This is a genomic window from Pseudidiomarina sp. (assembly GCF_048267825.1).
In the GTDB taxonomy this organism is placed as follows: domain Bacteria; phylum Pseudomonadota; class Gammaproteobacteria; order Enterobacterales; family Alteromonadaceae; genus Pseudidiomarina.
In genome coordinates this window covers 352,049-378,911 of sequence record NZ_JBLWWR010000001.1, presented here as the reverse complement: position 1 = coordinate 378,911, position 26,863 = coordinate 352,049, and the positions used below count along the sequence as shown (strand labels likewise).

Below are 26,863 nucleotides of genomic sequence, written 5' to 3'. Positions count from 1 at the left end.
AGATATTATGTCTGATGCAGTAGTCATTGTTGCCGCGAAACGTACCCCTATGGGCGGCTTTCAAGGAAGTCTCGGCGAAGTAAGTGCGCCGAACTTAGGTGCAATCGCAATTAAAGCAGCCCTTGCTGAAAGTGGTTTGCAAGGTGACGATGTGCACGAAGTGATTATGGGTAATGTGTTACCGGCCGGTTTAGGTCAGGCTCCGGCACGTCAGGCGACGCTCTATGCTGGATTGCCGCGCAGTGCGGGTGCAACCACAATCAATAAGGTATGTGGCTCGGGTTTGAAAGCAGTGATGTTTGCGCATGACCTTATTCACGTAGGTTCGGCGGATGTTGTTGTTGCTGGCGGCATGGAAAGCATGTCGAATGCACCGTATTTGTTGAAAAAGGCCCGCGGCGGCTTCCGCATGGGACACGACGCAATCTATGACCACATGATGCTTGATGGTTTAGAAGATGCCTATGAAGGCAAAGCCATGGGCTGTTATGCGCAGAGTACTGCAGATGAGTATGGCATTGGTCGCGAAGCGATGGACAATTTCGCACTGGCATCGTTGAGCCGCGCGCAACACGCCATTAAAGACGGCTTGTTTGTGAATGAAATTACACCGGTGACTTATTCGACCCGCAAGGGCGATGTGACGGTTGAGATTGATGAACAGCCGGGCAAAGCCATGCCTGATAAGATTCCAGGGTTGCGCCCCGCGTTTGCGAAAGACGGCACAATCACTGCTGCAAACTCAAGTTCAATTTCTGACGGTGCTGCGGCACTGGTATTGATGCGTGAAAGTGACGCTAAAGCGCGCGGTTTAAAACCGTTGGCGCGCGTTGTTGGGCATGCTACGCATTCTCAAGCTCCAGCTGAGTTCACGGTGGCGCCAATTGGTGCGATGAACAAATTGCTCGACAAAGTACAATGGAACAAAGATGACGTTGACCTTTGGGAAATCAACGAAGCCTTTGCCATGGTCACCATGTTAGCGATGCAACAGATGGATTTGGATCACGACAAAGTGAACGTAAATGGCGGCGCATGTGCCTTAGGGCATCCAATTGGCGCGAGCGGTGCACGACTATTAGTCACCTTGCTTCACGCCTTGCAAAACCGCGGTAAAAAACGCGGCGTAACGTCATTATGTATTGGTGGCGGTGAAGCTGTGGCTGTCGCGGTAGAAATGCTTTAATTTCGGCGCTTTGAAGCAAGCCAAACTGCGACCAGCAGAATAGCACCACCTAGGGCAAGTCGAAGCCAGTCGACGGCTTGCCCCCAAAATACATAATTAATGATCAGGCCGGCAGGTATCAGCATATTGTTCATGGTTGCCAGTTGCGCCACATTGACGCGTTTAGCGCCAAGGTTCCAGGCCAGGTATCCAAAACCTGAGGCACCGAGACCGAGCCACAGCAAGATACCCCACTGCAAATTGGTGGTGGGGGTTTTTGTAAAGTCGGCAAACAACATCATGGCAATACCTGAGGTGATGGTGGCACCGACAAAAAATAGCGCGAAGGCGTGCAGTTGGTTGCGTGCATCACCAAGCTCTAAGCGCTTATAAAAAACTTGCCCGGCGGCGAAGCAAATGTTCGCAGCCTGGATCAGTAAAAAGCCGGTGAGAAACGCATCACTGAGGGCATCGAACCGGATGACCGCAGCACCGATAACAGCGATTGCTGCTGCAAGCCACCACTGTGATGGTAAATGGCGGCGTTCAAAGAACAGATCGTCGATTAAGGTCACATACAGTGGCGTGAAAATAGTGAACAAGAGCACTTCTGGTACCGTAAGGTAAAGAAATGCGTGATACAGAAATAAATACATAACACCAATCTGCAAGGCACCGATGAATGCGAGTTGCCATTGTCGCCGGAAGGCTAAACGGGCAGGACGCCACAGCGGAAGGAATAGCGCAAGCGCTAGCACCATGCGGATAAAGACTGCGATATAGCCGTCAACTTGGCCAGCGAGAAACTCACCGATTAGAGAAAAACTTGCTGCCCACAATGCGGTAACGGCCCACAAAATCCACATAGATGCTCCTAGGTTTTGGTGTTTGTTGATGATGAAAGTACGTCGGTTTGCGAGAGTACCTTAGCGACTGAACTTTCTCGATAAAATTGTGGGGATATTCCCATGGTTTTCTTAAATAGACGCGAAAAGTAGTAGGGGTCGTCGAACCCTAACTGCTGACTGATTTGACGAATTGAATCGGTACTGCTGTCGAGCAATTGGCAGGCCAGTTTTACCCGAATTTGATTAAAATAACGCATGGGACTGGTGCCAGTAAACTGCTTAAATTTTTTGCTGAAATGAAAGCGTGAGAGCCCAGCAAAGTCAGCGAATTCGTCTAGGCTTAAGTCGCGATGTGAATTGTCGTACATGAACCGCTCGAGTGCGGGCAAATCGAACCCAGCTGGCGCTTGCATGGTCGAAGTTAAGCGCGGTAGCTCAACAATAATGCGCTGTAGCAGGCTTGCGGCTACAACGGCGGCAGCAAATTGATGCCGCTGCGTTTGTAAATTCAATAAGTCGGTGACCACCGGAATTAATTGCCGCCAGCGACTTAGTGTGAGCACGGGCTGTTGTGCGGTTAGCTCAAGAAAGTCCATGCATGCGGCGGCAGCTGAGCCTTGAAAATGTGCCCAGTAAATACTCCAAGGTTGCTCATTGGCCGCGGCATAGGCATGTGACTCGCCTGCAGGTAGTAACAATAATTGACCTGCTTCGAGTGAACCGGCGGCATGTTGGGTGCGAAACCACCCTTGGCCGCGATGGCAAAATATTAATAGAAAATCGGTGTGTTGCAGGCGCTCAACTTGGTGGCCAAGGGCATCAACATAATGGCCATAAGCCAATGGATACAAGTGCTTGGTTAATGGATGCCGCGAAAGTTGGCGCGTTAATTGTAACGGCAATACCACCCGTGAGCTGCCCGTAGGTAGCGGCCACGATGAGGGTTGGCTCATGGTTTACTCCGATGATCGCAATTTTGTCCATTATAGGGGCAATATCGTCGATGTTAAAGCGCCATGAAAAGACCGACAATACAGATATACAAAATACGGCAAACGAATTAAACAACGAGGTAGTGATTATGAGTAAGAAAGTTCCTTTATTTATTGACGGTGAATTTGTCCAGTCAAAAACCAGTAACTGGATTGATGTAACCAATCCGGCGACACAAGAAGTAATCGCTCAGGCGCCATGCGCCACACAGGACGAAATGAAGCAGGCCGTGGAAAGCGCGAAGAAAGCGTTTTTGACGTGGAAAGAAGTGCCAGTTAGCGAACGAGCGCGCGTTATGATGCGCTACCAAGCATTGCTTAAAGAACACCATGACGAAATTGCTGAGATTCTAGCCAGCGAAACCGGTAAAACCTTTGATGACGCGAAAGGCGACGTATGGCGTGGAATCGAAGTGGTTGAGCATGCAGCAAACATACCTTCGTTGCTGATGGGTGAAACGGTCGAAAACGTGGCACGCGGTATTGATAGCTACAGCTATACGCAGCCTTTGGGTGTGTGTGCGGGTATTACACCGTTTAACTTCCCGGCGATGATTCCGTTATGGATGTTCCCGCTGTCAATTGCCTGTGGTAACACTTTTATTCTGAAACCTTCTGAGCAAGATCCGCTTACACCAACGCGTTTAGTTGAGCTGTTTGAACAAGCTGGTGCGCCAAAGGGTGTATTGCAAGTCATTCACGGTGGCAAAGAACAAGTCGACTTCTTGTTGGATGAGCCAGCTGTGCGTGCGATTTCATTCGTCGGTTCAGTTGCCGTTGGCCAATACATTTACCGTCGTGGTACAGAGAATATGAAGCGCGTGCAAGCATTTGCGGGTGCGAAAAACCATTGTGTGATCATGCCAGACGCGAATAAATCACAAGTAATTAGTAACTTGGTGGGTGCGTCTGTAGGTGCGGCTGGCCAGCGTTGTATGGCTATTTCCGTTGCGGTATTTGTTGGTGCTGCACGCGAGTGGATTCCAGAAGTAGCCGCTGAGATTGCGAAAGTGAAGCCAGGCGCCTGGAATGACAAAAACGCCGCTTATGGTCCGGTAATTAGCCCACAAGCAAAACAGCGTGTTGAGAACTTCATCACCCAGGGTCAAAAAGAAGGTGCTGAGCTGTTGGTTGATGGCCGCAATTGTGAAGTTGAAGGCTTCCCGAATGGCAACTGGGTTGGACCAACCATGTTTGGTAAAGTAACCACCGATATGGAAATTTATAAGAACGAGATTTTCGGCCCGGTATTGTGTGCAACTGAAGTTGACACTTTGGACGACGCATTAGCCATGGTTAATGCCAACCCATACGGTAACGGTACGTCAATCTTTACCGCTAGTGGCGCCGCTGCGCGTAAATACCAGCACAATGTTGAAGTGGGTCAGGTGGGTATCAATATTCCGATTCCAGTGCCATTACCATTCTTCTCATTCACTGGCTGGAAAGGCTCATTCTTTGGTGATTTGCATGCTTATGGTAAGCAGGCTGTGCGCTTCTATAGCGAAACCAAAACCATTACTGCGCGTTGGTTCGAAAGCGATATTGAAGACGCTAACGGCCCAAATATGACTATTCATTTGAAGTAATAGGACGTTGTCATGAATTTTAATTTAACTGACGACCAACAAGCTTTTGTCGATACGGCAAAGGCCTTTGCTGACAAAGAACTGGCGCCGTTCGCGGCGCAATGGGACGAAGAGTCTCATTTCCCAATTGAAGTGTTCCGTAAAGCTGGCGAAATGGGTTTTATGGGCATGTATACGCCAGAAGATGCGGGTGGTTTTGGCATGAGCCGACTCGACGCCGCGCTGATTTTTGAGCAGTTGGCGATGGGCTGTACTGCAACCACAGCCATGATGACCATTCATAATATGGTGACCTGGATGATCGGTTCATTCGCGCAGCCGGATGTGATTGAACAGTGGGTGCCTGAGCTTGTGACCGGCGAAAAGCTCGGTTCGTATTGTTTGACTGAGCCGGGTGCTGGTTCTGATGCAGCAAGTTTGCGTACGTCAGCTAAGAAAGAGGGCGACGAGTACGTACTGAATGGTTCGAAGATGTTTATTTCTGGTGCCGGTAGCACCGATGTACTGGTGGTAATGGCGCGCACAGGCGAGCCAGGGCCGAAAGGTATTTCGGCATTTGTGGTTCCAGCTGACGCAGCGGGAATCAGCTATGGTAAGAAAGAAGCGAAAATGGGCTGGAATGCGCAGCCAACTCGCTTAGTTACCTTTGAAGATGTGCGTATTCCGGCACAAAATTTGCTTGGCCAGGAAGGCGAAGGCTTTAAGTTTGCCATGATGGGCTTGGACGGCGGCCGCATTAATATTGCTGTGTGTTCAGTGGGTACTGCGCAGGCAGCACTGGAAACCGCAACCAATTACATGCACGAGCGCACCCAGTTCGGTAAAGAGTTAGGGCACTTCCAGGCGTTGCAATTTAAGCTGGCGGATATGGCCACTGAACTTGTTGCCGCGCGTCAAATGGTGCGTTTAGCGGCATTTAAAGTGGACAGCAATGATGCGGATAAAACCACCTATTGCGCCATGGCAAAACGTTTTGCGACTGATGTGGGTTTTCAGGTGTGTAACGAAGCACTGCAAATTCACGGTGGTTATGGATACATCAAGGAATACCCACTGGAGCGGCATGTGCGCGATGTTCGTGTGCATCAAATTCTTGAGGGCACCAACGAGATTATGCGGGTGATTATTGCGCGCCGCTTGTTGGCAGATATGGACCGAGCCATCCTTTAAGGGTGGCTTTCTTGTCTATAACGGAGGTCAAACATGGACCAAGTAGTACTATTTGATGAACTCGAAGCGGCAAATGGCAAGCGTATCGGCGTTGCAACGCTGAACTCTGAAAAGTCGCTCAATGCGTTAAGCTTGCCAATGATTCAGTTAATGCAGCCGAAATTGAAGCAATGGGCTGACGATGACGCCATTGCTTGTGTATTTTTTCAGGGCGCCGGCGAAAAGGCATTTTGTGCAGGTGGCGACATTGTTGCCATGTATAAAGCGATGCAGGCTAAGCCAGGCGTATTGGTTGATGAAGTCGCTGACTTTTTTAGCCAGGAATATCGATTAGATTATGCCATTCATACCTTCCCGAAACCAATTGTGTTGTGGGGCCATGGCATTGCCATGGGCGGCGGTATGGGCCTTATGAACGGCGCAAGCCACCGTATTGTTACTGAACGCTCGCTGTTGGCGATGCCTGAAGTGAATATTGGTTTATACCCCGACGTGGGCGCGACCCATTTCTTAAATCAAATGCCAGACGGCTGCGGATTATTTTTAGGCATTACGGGCGCGCACATGAATGCGGCCGATGCCCTCTACCTGAAATTGGCCGATCATTTTATTGCGAGCACCAGCAAAGACGACGTTCTTGCAGGTTTGCGTGAGGTTAAATGGGGCGACACTGCCGCGTTAAACCAGCAAAAAGTGACAGACGTACTGAACGGTTTGAGTTTACGCGATAGCAGTCACCGTCCAGCGGGCCAAGTTGAAGGGCATCAGCGCCTCATCAAAAAACTAACTGCCGGTGCCGATATTGAGTCTGTTGTGGCAGCGATAGTGAATGATAAGACCGACGATAAATGGCTAGCCAAGGCACGTCAGACGTTAGCGGCCGGTTGCCCGATGACGGCGCACATTGTTTGGAATCAACTGCAGCATGGCACTGACTTGAGCTTGGCCGACTGTTTCCGGCTTGAGTTAACGTTATCGGTGCAGTGCGCAATGCGCGGTGATTTTGCTGAAGGCATTCGCGCGTTGTTGATTGATAAAGACAAGCAGCCGAAATGGCAACATGCGTCAGTCGCTGAGGTTTCAGCAGAAGAAGTTGACGGCTTTTTCACGTCGCCGTGGAGCGCGGATGAGCACCCCTTGGCGCAGTTAGGTAAATAACAACAATAACGATTAACGACTAACGATTAACGATTAATGAGGTTCAATCATGGCTAAAGTCGGATTTATTGGATTAGGAAACATGGGTGGCCCAATGGCGGCCAACCTCGTGAAAGGTGGTCATCAGGTACAAGTATTTGATCTTGCGGAAGCGGCGTTATTGGCGGCAGAAGAAGCTGGTTGCACACGCGCTGCATCGGCGACCGAAGCAGCGCAGGGCGCTGACTTTGTGATAAGTATGCTGCCTGCCGATAAGCACGTTGAAAGTGTTTATTTGGGCGACAATGGCTTAATCAATGTGCTTGGCGAAAATGCGCTGGCGATTGATTGCAGTACCATCAGTGCCGCCACGGCTCGTAACGTTGGTCTTGCGCTAAAAGCTAAGAATATTTCCTTTATTGATGCTCCAGTTTCAGGCGGTGTGGGGGGGGCTAAGGCCGGCACGCTTACCTTTATCTGTGGCGGTGAAGAAGCTTCGGTAGAGCGCGCGGGTGACGTATTACAGCACATGGGCAAGAATATCTTCCGCGCCGGTGATGTCGGTGCCGGACAAGTAGCCAAAATTTGTAATAACATGCTCTTGTCCGTGTTAATGGTTGGCACGTCAGAAGCACTGCAGCTTGGTATTGCGCATGGTTTGGACGCAAAAGTCTTGTCTGAAATCATGTCGAAGAGCTCGGGTAGCAACTGGACTTTAGATGTATATAATCCATGCCCTAATGTGATGGATAATGTCCCTTCGAGTAATGGCTATCAAGGCGGCTTCTTGGTTGACCTTATGAGTAAAGATCTTGGTTTGGCACAGCAAGCAGCATTAGCTAGCGGTGCGGCGACGCCAATGGGTGCTTTAACACATAATCTTTACCGTAGCTGGTCGCAGCTGGGGCATGGTCGCGAAGACTTTTCCAGTATTTTTAACTACGTAAAAGCAAACACGAAGTAACGGAAACATTATGAAAATTGCTGAAAGTACAATTGTTATCACGGGCGGCGCGCAAGGTTTGGGCCGTGCAATGGCTGAGTATTTCGCTGCGGATGGCGCACAGTTGGCGTTAATTGATATGAATGCTGATACCTTGGCAGAAGCAGAAAAAATCTGTACCGCCAAAGGTGCGAAAAAAGTAAAAAGCTACGTCGTGAATGTCACGGACGAAGCGGCCGTTGAGCAGGTGTTTAATGACATTGCCGCTGACTTTGGTGCGGTCAATGTGTTGATAAATAATGCTGGTATTTTGCGTGACGGCTTGCTGATTAAATGCAAAGACGGTGAAATCACCCACAAAATGCCGCTGCAACAATTCCAGTCGGTATTGGATGTGAACCTAACCGGAAGTTTCTTATGTGGTCGTGAAGCCGCTGCCCATATGGCGAAAGCTGGAAATGGCGGGGTTATTATTAACATTTCAAGTGTGGCGCGTGCCGGTAACATGGGGCAAACCAACTACGCCGCAACCAAAGCGGGTGTGGTAGCAATGACCGTAACTTGGGCGCGTGAACTTGGGCGTTTTGGTATTCGTTGTGGTGCAATTGCGCCAGGCTTTATCGAAACACCAATGACTGCGCAAATGAAGCCTGAAGCAATTGAACGTGCGTTGAACATGGTTCCATTGCGCCGTTGGGGCCAGCCGGAAGAAATTGCACACAGCGCCCGATACATCATTGAGAATGACTTCTTCAGTGGTCGTGTGGTAGAAATAGACGGTGGAGTTCGACTATAACGAGTACTGATGCGTAAATTACCCCCATTAAATGCTTTAAAGGCTTTTGAAGCGGCTGCGCGCCATTTGAGTTTTACGCGTGCGGCCGATGAACTTTATGTCACCCAAGCTGCGGTGAGTCATCAAGTTAAAGGGCTTGAGGAGTATTTGGGGGTACAGTTGTTTTTGCGGCGCAACAGGTCGCTACTACTTACCCCTGAAGGGCAAACCTATTTTCTTGAATTAAAAGAAATATTTGACCACATTGTGCAAGCGACTGAGCGGGTGAAATATGCCAGCCAACGCGGCTCACTGACAATATCCTTGCCCCCTAGCTTTGCTATTTTATGGTTTGTGCCACGCCTTAGCCGCTTTCGTGAAGCTTGCCCTGACATTGACGTACGAATTCGCGCCGTGGACGAGGTTGACGGTTCGTTAACTGACGATGTTGACGTTGCCATTTACTATGGTGCGGGCAAATGGCCGGGCTTGAAAGCCTATAAACTGCACAACGAATTCTTGCTTCCGGTTTGCTCGCCGTTACTGCTAACCGGTACTAAGCCGCTACGCGAACCGCGCGATCTTCTGAATCATACGTTATTACACGATGAAACGCGTAACGCGTGGAAGGACTGGTTTAAGCTGGTGGGTATTGATAAAGACAAAGGTGATAACGGGCCTATTTTCAGCCATTCAAACCTTGCACTTAAAGCTGCAGTGCATGGCCAAGGGATAGCTTTGGCGAATAATGTGTTGGTTAAACCGGAAATAGACGCTGGCCATTTAATACAAATTTTTCCTGAAGCACTGCCACGGCAAAAATCTTTTTATCTGGTTTGTCGTGACTCTCAGTCAGAAGTAGGTAAAATCGCGACCTTCCGAAATTGGTTGCTGCAAGTGGTTGAGGAAGAAGAGGACAGCTATGAGTGAGAGCCAGCGTGTTGCAATACAACGTGATAACGCTCAAGGCAGTGTACGTGTGGTGTTTGCGCATGGCGCTGGGGCAGGCTTGCAAAGTGACTTTATGCAATATTTTGCACTCGGACTCGCACTCAACGATATTGAAGTTGTACGCTTTAATTTTCCGTACTGGCAGAAGTTTATGGACACCGGTGTGCGGCGCCCGCCAAACCGGATGCCCGAGTTAGAGCATTGCATGCGCACCGTGGTTGGCCAATTTAATGATGATAAACCATTAATTTTGATGGGTAAGTCGATGGGGTCGCGGGTAGCATTTCGGCTTGCAGATGAATTGAATGCAAAGTGCGCCATTGCTCTTGGCTTCCCGTTTCATCCGGTTGGCAAACCTGACACCTTGCGTTTAGCTGACTTAGCCAACAACCGCACGCGAAATTTAATTATTCAAGGCACACGCGATACTTTGGGTAAACCCGACGAGGTCGCGAGCTACAAGCTACCTAACAATGTTGCAGTAAAATGGATTGATGGCGGTGATCACAGTCTAGAGCCGACCAAGCGTAGTGGTTATACGCGTGAGCAGCTATGGCAAGCTGCGGTTAATGAAATAACGAATAGTGTTTTACCAAGGGGTTGTGAATGACCGGAATTGTGGCCTATTGTCGGCCTGGATTTGAAAGTGATTGTGCCGCCGAGCTGCAGGATAAAACTGCTGCGCTGGGCATTTTTGGCTATTGCCAAACCAAAGCGCAACAAGGTTATGTTGTATATCGCTGTCAAAGCGAAGAGGCCGAGCACTTGGCCAAAAAATTGCTACTTGCCGAATTAATGTTTACCCGCCAATTTATTGTGATTTTGGCACATGTGACTGATCTTCCCCAAGAAGACAGAGTAAGTGCCGTGCAGGTTGCGTTGTTGGATGAAGATGTGATGGAAGCTTTTCCAGGCATTAAGCCCTGTGGTGATTTGCGCCTGGAAACACCGGATACCAATTTAGGTAAAGAGCTCACGAAGTTTTGCCGTAAGTTCACGGTGCCATTGCGCCAGGGGCTGCGAAAAATTGATTGGTTGACGGCGAAAGAGAGCGATCGACGCCCAACATTGCACGCATTCTTTTTAAGTAATAAAGAAATTTATATCGGTTTTTCTTATTCATTCAATCAGTCACCTTGGTTGATGGGGATTCCGCGTTTGCGCTCACCGAGTGATGCGCCGAGTCGGTCAACGTTGAAACTTGACGAAGCCTTTCAAGTGTTTGTTCCTGAGCACGAGCGTGAAGAGCGCATTAGCTCAGGCATGAATGCTGTGGATTTAGGTGCGGCACCTGGCGGTTGGACCTATCAACTTGTGCGCCGCGGCATGATGGTTCAGGCGGTCGACAATGGGCCAATGGCTGAGAGCTTGATGCAGACAGGGCAGGTTAAACATATTCGCGAAGATGGTTTTAAATATCGACCGAAGAAAAAGAACGTGACTTGGTTGGTGTGCGATATGGTTGAAAAGCCTGCGCGTGTGGGAGAACTGATGACCAGTTGGTTGATTGATGGCGATTGCAAAGAAGCCATTTTCAACCTTAAGTTGCCCATGAAGCGTCGCTACGCTGCGATGGCGGAATATTTAGAGCATATCAAGCGCGACTTGATGGAGCAGGGGCGTGGTAAGTTTGAGTTGCAAGCAAAGCAACTTTACCATGACCGTGAAGAAGTTACCGTGCATATTCGCTGGATATAAAAAAACCGACCTGAGGGTCGGTTTTTTTATTCATAGGGTTTTATAACCGTTCAATCACAGCCTGGGTGAAATCTGTAGTGCTACCGGTGCCGCCGAGGTCACGCGTGGTGCGGTCGCCCGAAGCAATAACGTCGGTTACTGCGGCAAGAATACGCTTGGCTTGATCATGCATACCAAGGTATTCAAGCATTTGAATAGCTGCCAAAATTACTGAGGTTGGGTTGGCAATGTTTTGCCCAGCGATGTCTGGTGCAGAGCCATGTACCGCTTCAAAAATAGCTGACTTCTCACCAATATTGGCGCCAGGCGCCATACCCAAGCCACCAACTAAACCTGCGCAAAGGTCAGATAAAATATCACCGAACAGGTTGGTGGTTACAATCACGTCGAATTGCTCTGGGTTCATCACCAGTTTCATGCACACCGCATCAACAATCATTTCATCGGACTGAATATCTGGATATTCAGCGGCGATTTCACGGGCTACCTTCAAAAATAGGCCTGAGGTTGATTTAAGAATATTTGCTTTGTGTACTGCGGTGACTTTCTTACGGCCTTCGCGGCGGGCCAGTTCGTATGCAAAACGAACGATACGCTCACAGCCCGCGCGGGTGATTTTGCTCATCGCCTGTGCTTCAGAGCCGTCTTCAGAAACAACTTGGCCAAGCCCCGAGTACATGCCTTCAGTGTTTTCGCGCACCGTAATAATATCAATATTTTCGTAGCGTGCTTGCGTACCCTTAAAGGATTTTACCGGACGTACATTGGCATACAAATTAAACTGCTTGCGCAAACTGACGTTGATTGATGTAAACCCTTCACCAACAGGTGTTGTTAACGGGCCCTTTAATGTTGCTTTATTGCGAGCAATTGCGTCTAACGTTGCCTGTGGCAACAACTCACCGGTCTTCTCAAGTGCTGCTAAGCCAGCATCGGCAAATTCATAGTTAAAATCACAGCCTGCGTGGTCAAGAATTTTCAGTGTGGCATTAATAATATCTGGGCCAATTCCGTCGCCGGGAATTACAGTAATTGTGGTGCTCATCGCGGGTACCTTCTAACTTCTAGGTCAAATTAAGTGTCTAACATCGATTGGCGCGAACTATAGCAGATTTTGGGAGCTGCTGAGGTGTCGAGTGTCATTAAAACGATTGATATTCGCTATAAGCATCAGCGCCCCAGGCAATCAGTGCACCGTCTTTAAATAGCATTGGGGTGCATTCATCGCGCGTGGTAATGCCATCGGATTTCACGTGATGGGTGCGATAAAATAAAATCAGTACTTCGCCGTCATCCGTGGCTTTCGCTTCACTAATATCGGGTGAGCCCAGCAAACGAATCACATCGTCTTTTTGAGTGCCGAGGTCAAGGCGGCCGATCTGTTTGAGATTGAAGGTTTCGCGTTCCTGCCAACTCATATTTTCCGGGTCGGCTTGATAAAGATGCAGAACCAGCGCAGCTGCTGCCGCGTAAATGGCAAAGCCAATTAACACAACTTTAAGCATTTTTGACATCAGCTACGCCTCCTTGAGCTAATTTAATCTGTAATGACACGATAGCACGGATGATACACTGAACCAGGCAGTTTCATGCGGCTTTGTTCGACGAATGCCCGCAACAACACGTCCAGTTTCTTCATCATGTCACGTTCGCCGTGGATTTCGAATACCCCGTGTTTGCGAATTGCACGAATACCGTCATCTTTCACGTTGCCTGCAACAATTGCGGAAAATGCCCGGCGTAAATCTGCCGCAAGTGTTTGTGGTTCTTGCCCACGATGCAAATTCAAGTTGCGTACATTGTCGTGGTTGGGCACGAACGGTCGCTGAAACTCTTCATCAATGTGTAGGGTCCAGTTGAAACAATACGAATCCCCGGTGTCGCGACGATATTCTTTTACCGCTTGTGCACCTTGTGTCATTGCCCTTGCCACTTCGGCAGGTGCACCAACAATAATTTGATACAGCTTACGCGCGTCATCGCCAAGTGTAGCAGTAACGAAATCGTCAATCGCATCGAAATATTCGCGGCTGCTTTCAGGGCCGGTCAAAATAATAGGCAGTATTTGGCGCTCGTTTTCTGGGTGCATCAGAATACCCAGAATATAGAGTAGCTCTTCTGCCGTACCTGCGCCGCCCGGGAAAATCACAATGCCGTGCGCACAACGCACGAAGGCTTCGAGGCGTTTTTCGATATCAGGCAAAATCACCAGTTCGTTCACGATTGGGTTCGGTGGCTCGGCGGCGATGATTCCCGGTTCGGTAAAACCAAGGTAGCGGCCGTCGACAATGCGTTGTTTGGCATGACCAATGGTCGCGCCTTTCATAGGGCCCTTCATGGCGCCTGGACCGCACCCTGTGCATATATTCAAGCTGCGTAAGCCGAGCTGATAGCCGACTTCTTTGGTGTACTTGTACTCAACTTCATTGATGGAGTGGCCACCCCAGCACACAATAACGTTGGGCTCGAGGTTCGGTTGCACAACCTGGGCGTTGCGTAAAATGTCGAATACTACGTGCGTTAAGGTGTGGGTATCGGCTGAGTCTAACGTTTGTGCGTTGTAGCGTTCACCGGTAAACAAAATGTCACGCAGCACGGCTTCAACCAACTCTTGCATACCCGCAATCAATTCGCCGTCAACAAAGGCTTCGGCGGGTGGGTTAACCAATTCGAGTTGCACGCCACGCTCACATTTGATGACGTTGACATCAAAATCTTTATATTTTTCAAAAATCTCTTCGCTGCTATCCGTGGTACTGCCTGCGTTCAACACAGCCAGGCAACAGTTACGAAATAGCTTATAGAGTTGTTCGTCGCTGCTTTGTTGCAGTCGGTTTATTTCAAGTTGTGAGAGCAAGCTCATGCTGCCCCGCGGGGAAATTTTAAATCGCATTTCGATTCCTTTTTTGATTTGTTATTGGCGACTTAAGCGAACAGACTGCGGCGTTTGTTCAAAGTCTGAACGAAACGGGTTGATGTCGAGACCACCGCGTCGCGTGTAACGCGCGTAAACAGTCAGTTGTTCGGGTTTGAGTCGCGTTTTAATGTCCATATAAAGCCGTTCGACACATTGTTCGTGAAACTCGTTGTGGTGGCGAAACGAGATGATGTAACGCAGCAGAGCTGCATGATCAATTGCAGGGCCACGATAACGAATGAGTACCGAGCCCCAGTCAGGCTGATTGGTAATCAAGCAATTTGATTTAAGCAGGTGACTGTGCAGCGTTTCATTAACCACGTGATTGCCATGCAGGCTCAACAGCTCCGGATTGTATTCGTAACTGTCGATGCGAATGTCTTGAGCATCAATACATAGGCCCGGCAAGTCGCTAAATGGTGCCTGCTGTGCTTGTTGCACGGTATCGAGGCGCACTGACACCTGGCCACCTGCACAGGCAGACAAGTCTTCGGTAAGCTGTTGTTGTACTGCATGCCAGGTATCCCAACGGCTATCATTGAAGCTATTGAGGTATAATTTAAATGATTTTGATTCCACCAGATTGATACTGGTGGCGGGTACGCGAAACTCGGCGACCGCAACCTGAGGTACGCCCAGAGTATTCAACCACGATAATTCATAACCATGCCAAATGTCGTCGCCGTGAAACGGCAACGATGCCCCCTCGTTCAGGCCTATAGGCGTGCGATTGAGCTGACGCGGCACTGCTTGCAATAAGCTGGCGTCATACTGGGTCGGATACTGCGTTGGTTGGCCCAAATTCAAATGGGCGAGAGGTTGCTTCATCGATTTCAATTACCTGTTACACTACTGTTTTTTATGCAGTCGGCCATTGTAGCGCTGCTGTTGACGAGTTACCAGAAAAACTGATTTCTGCAAACTAAGCTACCACGTTAGGACCAATTTCATGCACATTGATGCCGCATTAGATGAGTTAATTGCTCGTTATCAAAGCGCTTACGCACAAGCCGAAGTGCCTTTACTCACCGAATCTCATGACGGTTGGCAGGCACCAATTTATGGTGAACCTGCTGAGCAAAACCGCGTTATCTGGCAGCCTGTGCGTCAAGCTGAACCCATGCAGTTTGATGATTTAGCGAACGCACTGGAACAGCCATTTCATGCAGATATTGCCCATTTCTACGGCCGTTGGTTCGCAGCGGATATCAATGTCACCTTTGACCATCATCCGCTAATATTGTTACAGAATCATTGTTTAGAAGATGGTGAACGTTTGCAGGCGAATTTAGCGGGCCACGTATTGATGAAGCGTCGGTTGCGCCAACCCATTACTTTGTTTATTGGTTTAGCCGAAGAATCCGATGATTTGTTGGTGAGTATCGACAATGCCAGTGGCCAAGTCGGGCTGGAATTTGTTGGCCAACCACAGCACGAAATTGTGGCTGATAGCCTGGCTGAATTTGTACAAAAATTGACGCCGCGTGTGGTGGATTAATTGATCTGAATCAAGTAACTTGAATTGCATCAGAACAGAGTTAAGTAATTGAGCGTTTATCAGGGGTAAAAAATGACAACAATAAACCCAGCTCAACTGCGTGATGGCCAGTTGACGTACTTGGTTGCTGAAGACTTGAAAATGGCAGCTTCGCTGCTCTATCAAGCGTATTACGACGATGCATTATTGATGGCAATTTTTCAGGCGGATAAGCCGGATTACGAAAAGCGTTTACGGGCAGCCATTCGTGAAGAATTGATGGCGTTTTGGGAAGCGAAACAACCTATGCTGGGTGTGTTTGACGGCGACTCGTTAATTGGGGTGGTTTGCTTGACGCAGCCGGGCAAAAGTTTTGGCCCGGGTAAGTATTGGCATTGGCGTTTAAAAATGCTGCTGACAGCTGGCTATGTCAGCACCATGCAGTTGCTTGAAAAGGAGCGCTTGATTCAAGAGGCTGTGCACGGTGATGATTACCACATGTTGGCTTTTATTGCAGTTAGCCCGCGTTATCAGCAGCAAGGGTGGGGTGATTTACTGGTTCGGGCGGCGCAATCGGCAATCGATGATGAGCCGCAATCACGGGGCATCGCCGTGTATGTAACCCAACCACAGTATTTGAGCCTATTCGAACAACACGGTTATGAATTGGTTCAAGAATTAAGCGTTGGCGACATTAGCGGTAAGCTGATGTTTCAATCACGTTCACAATTAGATGAGGTGAGTCGTGCAATTTAAAAGCTTTGCGGAGTTTTATCCGTATTACTTAAAAGAACACTCTGATCGTCGCTGTCGTGCCATGCATTATATGGGGAGTACGTTAGTGATTGCGGTGTTGGTTTATGCAATTGTAACGCAACAGTGGCTGTGGTTGCTGGCCATTCCTTTGATTGGCTATGGCTTCGCGTGGTTGGGGCATTTTGTTTTTGAACACAATAAGCCGGCTACGTTTAAATATCCGGCTTATTCATTGCTTGGTGACTGGGTTATGTACGGCCAGTTTTTGCTGAGCCTAGTCGGTATAAAGTCAGGCCCTAAGGGGTCGGGACCCGGTGCGGCGGGGTCGTAATTTCAACCAGGCGCATGTTTAGTAGCGTCGCTTGGCCGTTATATCGGCTTTCACCATCGCTGCTAAAGCCAAATTCATAGCGGCTCAACCAACCAATATGGCGTTGCAACTTGGCTGGGCGACCGCCTTGCCATGCAATATCAAGAAACTGCAATTGTTGCTGCTTGCAGTACTGCTCAACATATCGACGAGCCTGCTCGGCCTGACGGCGACCTTGCCAGAAGATTAATACGATAAAACCAACGAACAACAATGCGATGGCATCAGCAAGAACCATTATTGCGCTCCAATAAATTGCTGCCAAGCTTTGTACAGCGGTGTCGGTAAGTCGTTACGCTGCACTAAACCCAGCGCGAATATGCGGGTGTCAGGAAGACGCAGGATATCACGAACAATGCCCGCAAACAGGGCGGAATTGTTGAGTTCTGCGCATCGTAATAAATAAGCTTCCATCAAGTCGCCACAAAGCGCTGGCCAAAGCCTGGCGACAATAATCACTAATTCGTCGGCGCTGGCAACAGGCATGCGCCGCGCAAGGTGCTGTTGCAGTGCAGTATCCGATGCAAACCCAGCAAGGGCGCGCAAGCTATTCAGCCGCACCTGACTGCTATCACTCGTCACACAAGCCAGCAATTGCTGTTTCATGGTTTGCGGCGCTGTAGTGTGCTCAAGCGCTTCTGCTAAGGCATTCTGCAGCGGTTCTGGGTACTGCGCGAAATTTTCAGCAATGGCCATTGCGGTTGCGGCATCGTCATTTAGTCGCGCGGCAACATCATGAATCCCCTGAATGCCCAGCTGTTGCCAGCCTTCCGCGGTGGGTTGACGCAGTTCATTCTGCGCCGTTTGATAATAGCGTGATGGCGGACGCTGCCAACGCGTGGTGAGTTGGGCATGCACCGCCGCGCGTTTTGCCTCAGAGGGCGTAAACAAGTAGGCTGATTGCTGCAACTGTTGCTCTTGTTCGTCGCTCAGTGCACCTGTAATTTGTTGCCCCAACATCGCGATAACTTGTGTCATGAACTCTTGTTGTGCAGCATGATTCAGCAAACCGCGCTCGTCCAACGGCATTTTCAGAAACCAAAGAAAGGGTTCAGGTTGATCGGCAGTAACCTGAGGCCAAAACACGACAGCAAACCAAGCATGGTCTTGCAAAGGGTAAGGGTAGGGACGTTGCTGCGCACATATTGCACTGAATGTATTCGCATCGATAGCTTGCACGCGGCGCCCTAAATCGTATACGACAAAGTCACTTTGGCTTTCGTTGAGTAGTTCAGCTAGGTTTGTAATAGTCATGAAACTTGCATCATTTTCAATTTTGCTTAAAGATGTCGGCCATTATAACTAAAATAAGTCGTGGAGGTAGTCATGGACCAACGACAACGAGCAGCTCGTTTGCTTGAGCGTATTGAAGCAGAATTAAATTGCCTGGGCTTGTGGCAGACACATTACCCGTCATCGCAAGCTTTGGCGAGTACTGAACCCTTTGCCATGGATACCCTTGATTTCCATCAGTGGTTACAATTTATTATGTTGCCGCGTATGTGGTCGATGCTTGATAGCGAACACCCATTGCCGCAAAACATTGCGGTAAGCCCTATGGCAACGCATGTTTATCGAGAAGAAATGGAACATCATGAAGGCTTGATCGCAAGCTTGCGTGAGTTTGATATTTTATTGAGCGGTGCTGACCCGTTAGCTGATGACGTCTAATTTCAATCACGACCTGACCATCTTATTTCAAGATGATTACTTTGTGGCGGTGGATAAACCCAGCGGCTTATTGGTGCACCGCAGCTGGATAGCGCGTGAAGCAACCGAATTTGCGCTGCAGAAAGTTCGCGATCAAATTGGTCAACGGGTATACCCAGTGCACCGTTTAGACCGGCCTACCTCAGGAATTTTGTTATTTGCAAAAGATGCTGATACGGCACGCGCAATGACGGAAATTTTCACCAGCCGACAAATTCAAAAGGTTTATCACGCCGTTGTGCGGGGATACATTGATGACGGCCTGTTAGATTACCCACTCAAAGAAGAGTTGGATAAAATAGCCGACGCGCAGGCGAATCAAGACAAAGAGCCGCAAGAGGCCGTTACCGAGTACCGGTGTATAGAGCGTATTGAATTGCCGTTTGCGGTAGGTAAACGACACCCAACATCACGGTACTCATTGGTTGAACTGCACCCTAAAACGGGTCGTAAGCACCAATTGCGACGCCATATGTCGCACTTGCGCCACCCAATAATCGGTGACAGTAATCACGGTGATGGGCGGCACAACCGCTTTTTCCGTGAGCACTTTGGTTTAAACCGACTGATGTTGGCGGCAACATCGCTGCGCTTTGACCACCCGCATACAAAAACGGCAGTTCATATTGAACTGCCGGTACCAAATGATTTACTCAAGCCGTTTCGAGCGGACTAATCACCCGCGCGCAGTAATTCGTTGATACTTACTTTGGCACGCGTTTTAGCGTCAACCTTTTTCACAATAATGGCCGCATACAGGCTGTGCGTACCATCTTTGGCGGGCAGGTTTCCGGGTACAACAACGGCACCCGCTGGCACGCGGCCATAATGTATTTCGCCGGTTTCCCGATCGTAAATACGGGTGCTTTGACCAATATAAACACCCATTGAAATTACTGCGCCTTCTTCAACGATTACCCCTTCGACTATTTCTGAACGGGCGCCAATGAAGCAGTTGTCTTCAATGATGGTAGGCGCTGCCTGCAGTGGCTCAAGTACACCACCAATACCAACACCGCCTGACAAATGCACGTTTTTACCAATTTGTGCACATGAACCAACGGTAGCCCACGTGTCGACCATGGTGCCTTCATCAACAAACGCGCCGATATTTACGTACGAAGGCATCAGCACGACGTTACGACCAATAAATGCGCCTTTACGCACCATTGCTGGTGGTACGACGCGCATACCCTCCGCACGGAAGCGGGCATCGTCATAGCCAATAAACTTGCTATCCACTTTATCGAAAAAACGGGTTTCGCCGCCATTCATCAGGTGGTTGTCTTGCGTGCGGAACGACAACAGTACAGCTTTCTTCAGCCATTCGTTGACGACCCATTGCCCGTTTAATTTCTCAGCAACACGCAGTTCACCTTGATCAATTTTTTGAATAACTTCGGTTAAATCACGTTGCAGCTCAGCTGGAACGCGACTTGGAGAAATCTCTGTGCGCTGCTCAAAGGCAGCTTCAATACGTGTTTGTAAGGTGGTCATTGTTTATCCTGTTACATCATTCAGTGGCGTGTGAATACGCCCGATTAATTATCCAAGGCAGCGATGATCTGCTGACGCAAGTTCCGCTTCTGTTCATCATTAAGTGCTTCATTGCGCCGCGTGGTGACTGTGAATAAATCCTCAGCTTGTTCGCCGACGGTGGTGATTTTAGCGGTTAGTATGTTTAAATCCAATGCCTGAAGCACTTTAGCAACATGAGCAACAAGGCCCGGACGATCAAGTGCGGTCAATTCAAAGGCCGTACGGCGCGGGTTACGCTCGCTAACAAACTCAACTTTGGTTGGCACGTTAAAGCTACGTAACTGGCGCGGGAGCCGTCGTTGTGCGCCCGGTGCGGGCTGGCGTTGGCGCAGCACATCATGCAATTGTTGTTTGAGGGATTCGATGCGGCGCACGTCGGTAAGGGGCTCACCGTCATCTTGCAGCACCACAAAAGTATCCATGACATAACCGTCACGAGTTGCCAAAATTTGCGCGTCATGAATGCTCAGCGCCTGGCTGTCGAGAACCGCCGCAACCGCTGCAAATAAGTTTTCGTGCTCAAGGTGGTAAACAAACAATTCGGTGGTGCCTTGGTTATTCTCATCGCCCACTAAGATTATTGGCAGTTGATCATCGGACTCTGCAGCCAATATGTACTGTGAATGCCATGCAATTTGCTCGGGTTGGTGCCGTAAGAAATAATCGGCGGTAAACCGGCTCCATAATTCATTAACCGGCTGCGCGTCAAAGCCAAGGCTTAGCAACAGGCCCATGGCGTGTGCTTGATGTTGATGTATGCGCTGGCGCATTTCCGTTGCTGCGGAAGGCTTGCTCTGTGCCAGAAACTGTTTGGTGGCCTGATAGAGATTTTCCAATAATGTGGCTTTCCAGTTATTCCACAAACTGCTGTTGGTGGCACGGATGTCCGCAACGGTCAGGCAATATAAATAATCCAGATGCCGTTGTGAGCCGACTTTTTCAGCAAACTGACGCACAACTTCAGGATCGTGAATATCGCGTTTTTGTGCGGTTACAGACATGAAAAGATGGTGGCGCACCAGCCAGGCAATTAATTCGCCGTCGTGATCATCCAAATTGTGTTGCTGAGAAAAGTTAAGCGCATCGACTTCGCCTAATTCGGAATGATCACCGCCACGGCCCTTGGCGATGTCATGAAATATGCCGGCAAGGTAAAGCAGTTCAGGCTTGTCCATCGTGGCGACAATCTCAGCACACAGCGGAAATTCCTGTTGGTATTCGGGGTCGCTGTAACGGTAAAGGTTGCGAACCAAGCGAAAGGTGTGTTCATCAACCGTATAAGCATGAAACAAGTCAAATTGCATTTGACCGACTATTTGCTGCCACTGCGGCAGATAATGGGCCAGCAACTGGTGCTTGTGCATTAATCGAAAGGCATCACCACAACCCCGTGGGTGGCTTATGAGTTGCATAAACAGTTTACGGCACGCGGGCAGGCTGTTGAGCGGTTGGCGTAAAATGCGACGCGCATTGCGTAACAGGCGAATGGTATGTGCTTGTAAGTGTTTAATCTGGCTATTTTGTGCAACCAGTAGCATGCACCGCAATAGATTCTCTGGGGCCTCAAAAACCGCGTCGTGGCGCGCCGCTATCAACGGGCCAATGGCTTCGAAGTTATCATCAAGCTGTTTTCGAGTGGCGTCGCTGGCATCACCAAGAATGGTTTGTTCAAAAAACTGCAGCAGCATTTCGTTCAGCTCGGTGACACCCACCACTGCATTGAAATAATCCTTCATCATGGCTTCTACAGCGCGTTTGCCAGGTTCGCCATAGCCAAGCCGTGCTGCAATACCGGGTTGATAGTCAAAAAGGAGTCGATCTTCTTTTTTGTCGGCTTCTAAATGCAGTGCAAACCGAATACGACCTAATAATTGTTGATATTCACGCAGCTCAAGTAACTCTTCAGCACTGATATAGCCGTGCTGAACCAGCGTTTCATCATTTTGGGTGTGAAAGTGGCGCTTAGCTATCCAGCCAATGGTTTGTATATCACGCAAGCCGCCGGGATTACTTTTAACATTGGGCTCAAGATTATAGGCTGTGCCGTGGTAGCGCTGATGCCGTTCTTGCTGCTCGTTAAATTTGGCTTGATAAAAGGCGCGGCTTGACCAAGGGAAGTCGCGTTGTACCTGCCACAAAAATGCATCTGCAAGGTTTTTATCACCGCAAATGAGGCGTTGCTCAAGCAAGCTGGTGGCCACGGTGACATCCGCCGCTGCTTGTTCAATACATTGCGCTGGGGTACGTACACTGTGGCCAACGTCCAGGCGCAAATCCCACAACAGTTGAATAAAGTTACGAATGGCCTGTTGTTCAGTGTCATTGAGATCAGTTTCATGCAGAAACAAGAGATCAATGTCGGATTGTGGATGAAGATTGCCACGACCGTAGCCGCCAACTGCAATTAAGCTGATTTGAGTTTTGTGTAACTTGAACTGCTGCCACAGTTGTTGCAGCAACGTATCAATAAATTCACTGCGGTGAGCTAAGAGAAAGTCAATATCAGCAGTTACAAAGGCTTCGGCGGACCATGTGTGGTAGGCTTCGAGGCAATCGCGCCCCGAGCTTAAAGTGACCGGTTTCGGCCAGCAAGGAGGGGCGCTGTGCATGGTGCGTTAGCTCTCGTGATGAATAACGCGCGGCAAATCTTCGTCGCTACGCAGGGTTAAAACTTCAACACCGTCTTCGGTGACTAACAGCGTGTGCTCCCATTGGGCACTCAGGCTGCGGTCTTTTGTGAGTACGGTCCATCCATCTCGCATCAGTTTGGTGTGGCGTTTGCCCGCATTGACCATAGGTTCGATAGTGAAACACATGCCAGGCTCTAATAAATCGCCGGTGCCAGCAGTGCCGTAGTGCAGAATTTGTGGCTCTTCGTGAAACACCGCGCCAATACCGTGGCCACAGTATTCACGCACAATGGCGTAACCATGCTGTTCAGCATGCTTTTGAATTACTGCGGCAAAGTCGCCAGTGCGCATGCCCGGTTTGACCATTTTAATCGCCATGTATAAGCATTCTTGGGTAACACGAATTAAGCGCTCAGCGAGAATGCTTGGCTTTCCACCCACAACAAACATTTTTGAGGTGTCACCGTGGTAGCCATCAAGCTTTACGGTAACATCCAGATTCATGATATCGCCGTCTTTGAGCGGTTTTTCATTTGGAATACCATGACAAACCACATGATTTAATGACGTGCACACCGACTTCGGGAAACCGTGATAATTGAGTGGCGCAGGAATTGCACCATGTTCGACGATATAATCGTGACAAATTTTATCAATTTCAGCAGTGGTTACGCCGGCCTTTATATAAGGGCCAATCATTTCTAATACGTCCGCAGCAAGTTTGCCGGCGGCACGCATCTTTTCAATTTCGTCAGGTGTTTTAATAGTAATGCTCATGGGGCTGATTCAGTCCGTGCTTTATTCAATTTAATTGCGCGTAGTTTACCAGCAAAGGGCGAGGCCGTGAAGCGCTGGAAATGCGCTATAAAATTTGATTTGTGGCGGTTATTTATGGTATAAAGCGCCCGCAATTCGAATTGCAAACACTTAAAGTACGTTAACGACTTCGTTAACACTTAACCACACACATACATCGACACATAGGTCGGGGTGCTCAAGACATAGGTTTACGTCGCGGGTCGAACTATGGGATGTATGGAGGCATAACCCCTTAAAAAGGAAAAAGATCATGGCAAACGTGTCAATGCGTGACATGCTGAAAGCTGGTGTACATTTCGGTCACCAAACCCGTTTCTGGAACCCAAAAATGAAGCCATTCATTTTTGGCGCGCGTAACAAGATTCATATCATCAACCTTGAAAAAACTGTTCCGATGTTCAACGACGCGTTGAACTTCTTGCAACACGTTGCTTCAAACAAAGGTAAAATTTTGTTTGTTGGCACCAAGCGTGCTGCATCAGATTCAGTTCAAGAAGCAGCTGTAAACTGTAAACAGTTCTACGTAAATCATCGCTGGTTAGGTGGTATGTTGACCAACTGGAAAACAGTTCGTCAATCAATCAAGCGCTTAAAAGAACTTGAAATCATGAGCCAAGACGGCACTTTCGAAAAGCTGACCAAGAAAGAAGCGTTGATGAACTCACGCGAAATGGAAAAGCTTGAGAAGAGCCTTGGTGGTATTAAAGATATGGCTGGCTTGCCAGACGTATTGTTTGTAGTTGATGCTGATCATGAGCACATTGCGATTAAAGAAGCGAATAACCTGGGCATTCCAGTTATTTCAATCGTTGATACCAACTCAAACCCTGATGGCGTTGATTATGTAATTCCTGGCAACGACGATGCGATTCGTGCAGTACAACTGTATTTGAACGCAGCTGCCACTGCTATCAACGAAGCGCGTGGCGTTGTTGTTGAAGGTAAAGCAGACGATTTCGTTGAAGCTGACGAGACTGAATAAAGTCATCTGATTAGAGGAAAAATACATGGCTATTACAGCAGCTCTGGTTAAAGAACTGCGCGAGCGCACTGGCGCTGGCATGATGGATTGCAAAAAAGCATTGGAAGAGACCGGCGGCGATATCGACGCGGCGATCGAAAACATGCGTAAAAGTGGTCAAGCGAAAGCAGCTAAGAAAGCTGGTCGCGTGGCTGCTGAAGGTGTGATCCTGACTAAAACCGAAGGTAACGTAGGTACTCTGGTTGAATTGAACTGTGAAACTGACTTCGTTGCACGTGACGACAGCTTCTTGGCTTTTGGCCAGAAAGTTATCGACGCAGCATTCGCGAACAAAGAAACTGACGTTGAGAAGCTTAAAGCGACCAACATTGGTGACGGTACCGTTGAAGAAGTACGTGAAGCGTTAGTTGCTAAAATTGGCGAGAACATGAATGTTCGCCGTGTTATCACTGTTGACGGTGGTGACTTGGTTGAGTCTTATGTTCACGGCGGCCGTATCGGCGTATTGGTTGCTATTACTGGCGGTGACGCTGATTTAGCACGTGATATCGCGATGCATGTTGCGGCAAGCGCACCACAGTTCGTTAAGCCAGAAGACGTATCAGCTGAAGTGGTTGAGAAAGAGCGTGCAATTCAACTTGATATCGCAATGCAAAGTGGCAAGCCACAAGAAATTGCTGAGAAGATGGTTGAAGGCCGTATGCGTAAATTCACTGGCGAGATCAGCTTAACTGGTCAAGCATTTGTGAAAGACCCATCAATCACTGTTGCAGACTTGCTGAAGCAGAAGGGTGCTGATGTACTAACTTTCGTACGTTTCGAAGTTGGTGAAGGTATTGAGAAGAAAGCTGAAGACTTCGCTGCTGAAGTGCAAGCTCAAATGGCAGCAGCGAAAAAGGCTTAATGCCCATGACGCTGCCGACGACAAACAGTCGATAATAGAAACCGCATCCTGCTCGGCAGGATGCGGTTTTTTTTTAGGGTGAAAACCCGAAAAATATGAACATGGAGCGAACTGATGACCCCAACTAGCAAACCTGCATACCGTCGTGTACTACTTAAATTAAGTGGTGAAGCGTTAATGGGTGATGAGCCCTTTGGCATTGATGCGAAAGTTTTGGACCGCATGGCTCAGGAAATTAAAGAGCTGGTTGAACTGGGCGTTCAAGTGGGGCTGGTGATTGGTGGTGGCAATCTGTTCCGTGGTGAAGGTTTAGCGAAAGCCGGTATGAACCGTGTGGTGGGTGACCACATGGGTATGTTAGCAACGGTTATGAACGGCCTTGCTATGCGTGACGCGTTGCATCGTGCATTCGTTAATGCACGGTTGATGTCAGCAATTGAATTGGCTGGTGTGTGTGACAGTTACAACTGGGCTGATGCGATTAGTCTACTGAAATCAGGTCGGGTCGTAATTTTTTCTGCGGGTACCGGTAATCCATTTTTTACAACGGACTCAGCAGCGTGTTTGCGTGGCATAGAAATTGAAGCTGAGTTGGTTCTTAAAGGCACCAAAGTTGATGGTGTGTATTCTGCCGACCCAGTCACCAATCCAAATGCTAAATTGTTCCGTCGAATCAGTTATAATGATGTGTTGGAACAGCAACTCAAAGTTATGGATTTAGCTGCGTTTACGTTAGCGCGCGACCATAACTTGCCAATTCGCGTATTTAATATGAATAAACCGGGTGTATTAAGAGCCGTGATTATGGGCGAAGAAGAAGGTACACTAATCGCTAATGAAAGCGTGGTTGAACAAGCATAAACATCGGTGTTTATGTGCTAAGAATTGAAAGGATGAATAAACGTGATTAACGAAATAAAGCAAGATGCCAAGCAGCGTATGGAAAAGAGCGTTGAAGCGCTCCGCTCGCAAATCTCAAAAGTACGCACCGGTCGTGCGCATCCAAGTATTCTTGACGGTGTTATGGTGCCATATTACGGTGCTGATACTCCATTAAAGCAACTTGCGAACATCACCGTGGAAGACTCGCGGACATTGGCTTTGACGGTGTTTGATAAGTCGTCAACTGCAGCTGTGGAAAAAGCAATCATGACCTCTGACTTGGGGTTAAACCCAGCGTCTGCGGGTACCGTGATTCGTGTACCACTGCCAGCGTTAACGGAAGAGCGTCGTCGCGACTTGGTTAAAGTAGTGCGTAGCGAAGCAGAGCAAGGTCGCGTGGCAATACGAAATATTCGCCGTGATGCGAATAGCGATTTGAAAGAATTATTGAAAGAAAAAGAAATTAGTGAAGACGAAGAACATAAAGCAACGGACGATATTCAAAAGCTAACTGACATGTATATCGCAAAAATTGACGAGCTGCTGGTAGAAAAAGAAAAAGATTTGATGGAAGTTTAAGCAGTCGCAGCTATTCCACGTTGGTGGACA

The 26,863-nt window shown here is 48.7% G+C and carries 29 protein-coding genes; 18 read left to right on the top strand and 11 right to left on the bottom strand.

The window, feature by feature from the left end; translation table 11 throughout:
- Positions 1 to 4: 4 nt before the first annotated feature.
- Positions 5 to 1,186, top strand: a complete 1,182-nt coding sequence (locus ACN0UN_RS01890) for an acetyl-CoA C-acyltransferase (RefSeq protein WP_417658645.1) — start codon at positions 5 to 7, stop codon at positions 1,184 to 1,186.
- Here the strand turns inward: ACN0UN_RS01890 and ACN0UN_RS01885 are convergent.
- Positions 1,183 to 2,031 (bottom strand): EamA family transporter, encoded by an 849-nt coding sequence (locus ACN0UN_RS01885; protein ID WP_417658474.1) that lies wholly within the window; start codon positions 2,029 to 2,031, stop codon positions 1,183 to 1,185. The two genes, ACN0UN_RS01890 and ACN0UN_RS01885, sit on opposite strands and share 4 nt — an antisense overlap.
- 8 nt (positions 2,032 to 2,039) lie before the next feature.
- Positions 2,040 to 2,966, bottom strand: coding sequence for an AraC family transcriptional regulator (locus tag ACN0UN_RS01880; RefSeq protein ID WP_417658473.1), 927 nt, complete (start codon positions 2,964 to 2,966; stop codon positions 2,040 to 2,042).
- Positions 2,967 to 3,094: 128 nt separating this feature from the next.
- Between ACN0UN_RS01880 and ACN0UN_RS01875 the strand changes: the two genes are divergently transcribed.
- The 8 genes from ACN0UN_RS01875 to rlmM are packed head-to-tail and all read left to right on the top strand — an operon-like array spanning position 3,095 to position 11,268.
- Complete coding sequence (locus tag ACN0UN_RS01875; RefSeq protein ID WP_417658472.1) at positions 3,095 to 4,594, top strand: CoA-acylating methylmalonate-semialdehyde dehydrogenase; 1,500 nt, start codon at positions 3,095 to 3,097, stop codon at positions 4,592 to 4,594.
- 12 nt (positions 4,595 to 4,606) lie between these two features.
- On the top strand, positions 4,607 to 5,764 hold the full coding sequence (locus ACN0UN_RS01870; protein WP_128351694.1) for an acyl-CoA dehydrogenase family protein: 1,158 nt from the start codon (positions 4,607 to 4,609) through the stop codon (positions 5,762 to 5,764).
- 33 nt (positions 5,765 to 5,797) lie between these two features.
- Positions 5,798 to 6,922 (top strand): enoyl-CoA hydratase/isomerase family protein, encoded by a 1,125-nt coding sequence (locus ACN0UN_RS01865; protein ID WP_417658471.1) that lies wholly within the window; start codon positions 5,798 to 5,800, stop codon positions 6,920 to 6,922.
- A gap of 49 nt (positions 6,923 to 6,971) precedes the next feature.
- Positions 6,972 to 7,865, top strand: coding sequence for a 3-hydroxyisobutyrate dehydrogenase (gene mmsB / locus ACN0UN_RS01860; protein WP_417658470.1), 894 nt, complete (start codon positions 6,972 to 6,974; stop codon positions 7,863 to 7,865).
- Between the two features lie 10 nt (positions 7,866 to 7,875).
- Positions 7,876 to 8,640 carry an SDR family oxidoreductase gene (locus ACN0UN_RS01855; RefSeq protein ID WP_417658469.1) on the top strand — a complete coding sequence of 255 codons (765 nt, stop codon included), beginning with the start codon at positions 7,876 to 7,878 and terminating at the stop codon, positions 8,638 to 8,640.
- A gap of 6 nt (positions 8,641 to 8,646) precedes the next feature.
- Positions 8,647 to 9,549: a transcriptional regulator GcvA gene (locus ACN0UN_RS01850; protein ID WP_417658644.1), complete on the top strand. Its 903-nt coding sequence runs from the start codon at positions 8,647 to 8,649 to the stop codon at positions 9,547 to 9,549.
- Positions 9,542 to 10,180 carry an alpha/beta family hydrolase gene (locus tag ACN0UN_RS01845; RefSeq protein ID WP_417658468.1) on the top strand — a complete coding sequence of 213 codons (639 nt, stop codon included), beginning with the start codon at positions 9,542 to 9,544 and terminating at the stop codon, positions 10,178 to 10,180. The genes ACN0UN_RS01850 and ACN0UN_RS01845 overlap by 8 nt, the downstream gene beginning before the upstream one ends.
- Positions 10,177 to 11,268: a 23S rRNA (cytidine(2498)-2'-O)-methyltransferase RlmM gene (gene rlmM, locus ACN0UN_RS01840; RefSeq protein WP_417658467.1), complete on the top strand. Its 1,092-nt coding sequence runs from the start codon at positions 10,177 to 10,179 to the stop codon at positions 11,266 to 11,268. The genes ACN0UN_RS01845 and rlmM overlap by 4 nt, the downstream gene beginning before the upstream one ends.
- Positions 11,269 to 11,308: 40 nt before the next feature.
- On the opposite strand, the gene ACN0UN_RS01835 is transcribed toward rlmM, so the two are convergent.
- The 4 genes from ACN0UN_RS01835 to queF form a co-directional block, all read right to left on the bottom strand.
- Positions 11,309 to 12,313, bottom strand: coding sequence for an isocitrate dehydrogenase (locus tag ACN0UN_RS01835; RefSeq protein ID WP_417658466.1), 1,005 nt, complete (start codon positions 12,311 to 12,313; stop codon positions 11,309 to 11,311).
- Between the two features lie 97 nt (positions 12,314 to 12,410).
- Positions 12,411 to 12,782, bottom strand: coding sequence for a DUF3192 domain-containing protein (locus ACN0UN_RS01830; protein WP_417658465.1), 372 nt, complete (start codon positions 12,780 to 12,782; stop codon positions 12,411 to 12,413).
- A gap of 23 nt (positions 12,783 to 12,805) precedes the next feature.
- Positions 12,806 to 14,161, bottom strand: coding sequence for a nucleotide 5'-monophosphate nucleosidase PpnN (gene ppnN, locus ACN0UN_RS01825; RefSeq protein WP_417658464.1), 1,356 nt, complete (start codon positions 14,159 to 14,161; stop codon positions 12,806 to 12,808).
- A 21-nt stretch (positions 14,162 to 14,182) separates the two neighbouring features.
- The gene (queF, locus tag ACN0UN_RS01820; protein WP_417658463.1) at positions 14,183 to 15,013 is read right to left on the bottom strand and encodes an NADPH-dependent 7-cyano-7-deazaguanine reductase QueF; all 831 of its coding nucleotides are present in this window, start codon (positions 15,011 to 15,013) and stop codon (positions 14,183 to 14,185) included.
- A 121-nt stretch (positions 15,014 to 15,134) separates the two neighbouring features.
- Between queF and syd the strand changes: the two genes are divergently transcribed.
- From syd to ACN0UN_RS01805, 3 genes are all read left to right on the top strand, one after another.
- Positions 15,135 to 15,683: a SecY-interacting protein gene (syd, locus tag ACN0UN_RS01815; protein WP_417658462.1), complete on the top strand. Its 549-nt coding sequence runs from the start codon at positions 15,135 to 15,137 to the stop codon at positions 15,681 to 15,683.
- A gap of 72 nt (positions 15,684 to 15,755) precedes the next feature.
- Complete coding sequence (locus ACN0UN_RS01810; protein ID WP_417658461.1) at positions 15,756 to 16,418, top strand: GNAT family N-acetyltransferase; 663 nt, start codon at positions 15,756 to 15,758, stop codon at positions 16,416 to 16,418.
- Positions 16,408 to 16,749, top strand: coding sequence for an Mpo1-like protein (locus tag ACN0UN_RS01805; RefSeq protein ID WP_417658460.1), 342 nt, complete (start codon positions 16,408 to 16,410; stop codon positions 16,747 to 16,749). Before ACN0UN_RS01810 ends, ACN0UN_RS01805 begins: the two co-directional genes overlap by 11 nt.
- Here ACN0UN_RS01805 and ACN0UN_RS01800 read toward each other — a convergent pair.
- Both ACN0UN_RS01800 and ACN0UN_RS01795 read right to left on the bottom strand, forming a co-directional pair.
- Complete coding sequence (locus ACN0UN_RS01800) at positions 16,715 to 17,026, bottom strand: DUF3301 domain-containing protein (protein WP_417658459.1); 312 nt, start codon at positions 17,024 to 17,026, stop codon at positions 16,715 to 16,717. The two genes, ACN0UN_RS01805 and ACN0UN_RS01800, sit on opposite strands and share 35 nt — an antisense overlap.
- On the bottom strand, positions 17,026 to 18,042 hold the full coding sequence (locus ACN0UN_RS01795; protein ID WP_417658458.1) for a DUF3549 family protein: 1,017 nt from the start codon (positions 18,040 to 18,042) through the stop codon (positions 17,026 to 17,028). The genes ACN0UN_RS01800 and ACN0UN_RS01795 overlap by 1 nt, the downstream gene beginning before the upstream one ends.
- A gap of 72 nt (positions 18,043 to 18,114) precedes the next feature.
- Between ACN0UN_RS01795 and ACN0UN_RS01790 the strand changes: the two genes are divergently transcribed.
- Positions 18,115 to 18,459, top strand: a complete 345-nt coding sequence (locus ACN0UN_RS01790; protein ID WP_339879388.1) for a YqcC family protein — start codon at positions 18,115 to 18,117, stop codon at positions 18,457 to 18,459.
- Positions 18,449 to 19,174, top strand: a complete 726-nt coding sequence (gene truC, locus ACN0UN_RS01785; RefSeq protein ID WP_417658457.1) for a tRNA pseudouridine(65) synthase TruC — start codon at positions 18,449 to 18,451, stop codon at positions 19,172 to 19,174. Before ACN0UN_RS01790 ends, truC begins: the two co-directional genes overlap by 11 nt.
- Here truC and dapD read toward each other — a convergent pair.
- From dapD to map, 3 genes are read right to left on the bottom strand one after another with little or no spacing between them, the layout of a single operon-like run.
- Complete coding sequence (gene dapD, locus ACN0UN_RS01780; protein ID WP_339879392.1) at positions 19,171 to 19,995, bottom strand: 2,3,4,5-tetrahydropyridine-2,6-dicarboxylate N-succinyltransferase; 825 nt, start codon at positions 19,993 to 19,995, stop codon at positions 19,171 to 19,173. The genes truC and dapD overlap by 4 nt on opposite strands.
- 44 nt (positions 19,996 to 20,039) lie before the next feature.
- A complete protein-coding gene (gene glnD, locus ACN0UN_RS01775) occupies positions 20,040 to 22,646 on the bottom strand; it encodes a [protein-PII] uridylyltransferase (protein ID WP_417658456.1) in 2,607 nt (868 codons plus the stop codon).
- Between the two features lie 6 nt (positions 22,647 to 22,652).
- On the bottom strand, positions 22,653 to 23,444 hold the full coding sequence (gene map / locus ACN0UN_RS01770) for a type I methionyl aminopeptidase (RefSeq protein WP_128351674.1): 792 nt from the start codon (positions 23,442 to 23,444) through the stop codon (positions 22,653 to 22,655).
- A 292-nt stretch (positions 23,445 to 23,736) separates the two neighbouring features.
- Here map and rpsB point away from each other — a divergent pair, with 292 nt between their 5' ends.
- The 4 genes from rpsB (at position 23,737) to frr (ending at position 26,833) form a co-directional block, all read left to right on the top strand.
- Complete coding sequence (rpsB, locus tag ACN0UN_RS01765; protein WP_128351673.1) at positions 23,737 to 24,468, top strand: 30S ribosomal protein S2; 732 nt, start codon at positions 23,737 to 23,739, stop codon at positions 24,466 to 24,468.
- Positions 24,469 to 24,493: 25 nt separating this feature from the next.
- On the top strand, positions 24,494 to 25,372 hold the full coding sequence (gene tsf, locus ACN0UN_RS01760; RefSeq protein ID WP_417658455.1) for a translation elongation factor Ts: 879 nt from the start codon (positions 24,494 to 24,496) through the stop codon (positions 25,370 to 25,372).
- Between the two features lie 114 nt (positions 25,373 to 25,486).
- A complete protein-coding gene (gene pyrH / locus ACN0UN_RS01755) occupies positions 25,487 to 26,233 on the top strand; it encodes a UMP kinase (protein WP_417658454.1) in 747 nt (248 codons plus the stop codon).
- Positions 26,234 to 26,275: 42 nt separating this feature from the next.
- Complete coding sequence (gene frr / locus ACN0UN_RS01750; protein WP_417658453.1) at positions 26,276 to 26,833, top strand: ribosome recycling factor; 558 nt, start codon at positions 26,276 to 26,278, stop codon at positions 26,831 to 26,833.
- Positions 26,834 to 26,863 lie beyond the last annotated feature (30 nt).

What these genes read in the sequence shown, in the direction of transcription:
- ACN0UN_RS01885 (WP_417658474.1), bottom strand. Translation starts at nt 2,031, where the DNA reads ATGTGGATTTTGTGGGCCGTTACCGCATTGTGGGCAGCAAGTTTTTCT.
- ACN0UN_RS01880 (WP_417658473.1), bottom strand. Translation starts at nt 2,966, where the DNA reads ATGAGCCAACCCTCATCGTGGCCGCTACCTACGGGCAGCTCACGGGTG.
- ACN0UN_RS01875 (WP_417658472.1), top strand. Translation starts at nt 3,095, where the DNA reads ATGAGTAAGAAAGTTCCTTTATTTATTGACGGTGAATTTGTCCAGTCA.
- ACN0UN_RS01870 (WP_128351694.1), top strand. Translation starts at nt 4,607, where the DNA reads ATGAATTTTAATTTAACTGACGACCAACAAGCTTTTGTCGATACGGCA.
- ACN0UN_RS01865 (WP_417658471.1), top strand. Translation starts at nt 5,798, where the DNA reads ATGGACCAAGTAGTACTATTTGATGAACTCGAAGCGGCAAATGGCAAG.
- mmsB (WP_417658470.1), top strand. Translation starts at nt 6,972, where the DNA reads ATGGCTAAAGTCGGATTTATTGGATTAGGAAACATGGGTGGCCCAATG.
- ACN0UN_RS01855 (WP_417658469.1), top strand. Translation starts at nt 7,876, where the DNA reads ATGAAAATTGCTGAAAGTACAATTGTTATCACGGGCGGCGCGCAAGGT.
- ACN0UN_RS01845 (WP_417658468.1), top strand. Translation starts at nt 9,542, where the DNA reads ATGAGTGAGAGCCAGCGTGTTGCAATACAACGTGATAACGCTCAAGGC.
- rlmM (WP_417658467.1), top strand. Translation starts at nt 10,177, where the DNA reads ATGACCGGAATTGTGGCCTATTGTCGGCCTGGATTTGAAAGTGATTGT.
- ACN0UN_RS01835 (WP_417658466.1), bottom strand. Translation starts at nt 12,313, where the DNA reads ATGAGCACCACAATTACTGTAATTCCCGGCGACGGAATTGGCCCAGAT.
- ACN0UN_RS01830 (WP_417658465.1), bottom strand. Translation starts at nt 12,782, where the DNA reads ATGTCAAAAATGCTTAAAGTTGTGTTAATTGGCTTTGCCATTTACGCG.
- ppnN (WP_417658464.1), bottom strand. Translation starts at nt 14,161, where the DNA reads ATGCGATTTAAAATTTCCCCGCGGGGCAGCATGAGCTTGCTCTCACAA.
- queF (WP_417658463.1), bottom strand. Translation starts at nt 15,013, where the DNA reads ATGAAGCAACCTCTCGCCCATTTGAATTTGGGCCAACCAACGCAGTAT.
- syd (WP_417658462.1), top strand. Translation starts at nt 15,135, where the DNA reads ATGCACATTGATGCCGCATTAGATGAGTTAATTGCTCGTTATCAAAGC.
- ACN0UN_RS01810 (WP_417658461.1), top strand. Translation starts at nt 15,756, where the DNA reads ATGACAACAATAAACCCAGCTCAACTGCGTGATGGCCAGTTGACGTAC.
- ACN0UN_RS01800 (WP_417658459.1), bottom strand. Translation starts at nt 17,026, where the DNA reads ATGGTTCTTGCTGATGCCATCGCATTGTTGTTCGTTGGTTTTATCGTA.
- ACN0UN_RS01795 (WP_417658458.1), bottom strand. Translation starts at nt 18,042, where the DNA reads ATGACTATTACAAACCTAGCTGAACTACTCAACGAAAGCCAAAGTGAC.
- ACN0UN_RS01790 (WP_339879388.1), top strand. Translation starts at nt 18,115, where the DNA reads ATGGACCAACGACAACGAGCAGCTCGTTTGCTTGAGCGTATTGAAGCA.
- truC (WP_417658457.1), top strand. Translation starts at nt 18,449, where the DNA reads ATGACGTCTAATTTCAATCACGACCTGACCATCTTATTTCAAGATGAT.
- dapD (WP_339879392.1), bottom strand. Translation starts at nt 19,995, where the DNA reads ATGACCACCTTACAAACACGTATTGAAGCTGCCTTTGAGCAGCGCACA.
- glnD (WP_417658456.1), bottom strand. Translation starts at nt 22,646, where the DNA reads ATGCACAGCGCCCCTCCTTGCTGGCCGAAACCGGTCACTTTAAGCTCG.
- map (WP_128351674.1), bottom strand. Translation starts at nt 23,444, where the DNA reads ATGAGCATTACTATTAAAACACCTGACGAAATTGAAAAGATGCGTGCC.
- rpsB (WP_128351673.1), top strand. Translation starts at nt 23,737, where the DNA reads ATGGCAAACGTGTCAATGCGTGACATGCTGAAAGCTGGTGTACATTTC.
- tsf (WP_417658455.1), top strand. Translation starts at nt 24,494, where the DNA reads ATGGCTATTACAGCAGCTCTGGTTAAAGAACTGCGCGAGCGCACTGGC.
- pyrH (WP_417658454.1), top strand. Translation starts at nt 25,487, where the DNA reads ATGACCCCAACTAGCAAACCTGCATACCGTCGTGTACTACTTAAATTA.